The following is a 425-nucleotide window of genomic DNA, read 5'->3' as shown; positions in this document are numbered from 1 at the left end:
TTGTGCTCGAACTTTGGCTCGTAAACACAAAAGTACTGTACGTGCTTTTTTGAAAAGATTAGGTTCGGAATTATTAGAAGAATTCCTTACGGAGGACGAACAAGTGCTTTCTTTGATCTTTCCAAGAGCTTCTTCTACTTTGTGGAGGTTATATAGAGGGCGGGTTTGGTATTTGGATATTATTTGTATCAATGATTTGGTCAATCATGAATGATTGGTTATGCTATTATAATTATATAAAAAAATGGAAATTATAACTGATAACTGAAGATATAACAAAAAATTCATCCATCTTTATTCTGAAATGTTCATGCAGTAAGGATTGAATCAACTGAGTATTCAACTTTCTTATAGTCCCAACTAGGGAAAGGAATTTAGTTTTAGATGTATACATAGGGAAAGCCGTGTGCAATGAAAAATGCAAA

General features: G+C 32.7%; 1 protein-coding gene. It reads left to right on the top strand.

The features are described from left to right. A partial coding sequence (locus EDI28_RS28260) for a group II intron reverse transcriptase/maturase (protein WP_164918643.1) occupies positions 1–214 on the top strand: 214 nt, incomplete at its 5' end. Between the last annotated feature and the right edge of the window lie 211 nt (positions 215–425).

It is taken from the genome of Photobacterium chitinilyticum, from assembly GCF_004104355.1.
Lineage (GTDB): Bacteria > Pseudomonadota > Gammaproteobacteria > Enterobacterales > Vibrionaceae > Photobacterium > Photobacterium chitinilyticum.
The sequence above is the reverse complement of the archived record's forward strand: the minus strand, read 5'-3'. Positions and strand labels throughout refer to the sequence as shown.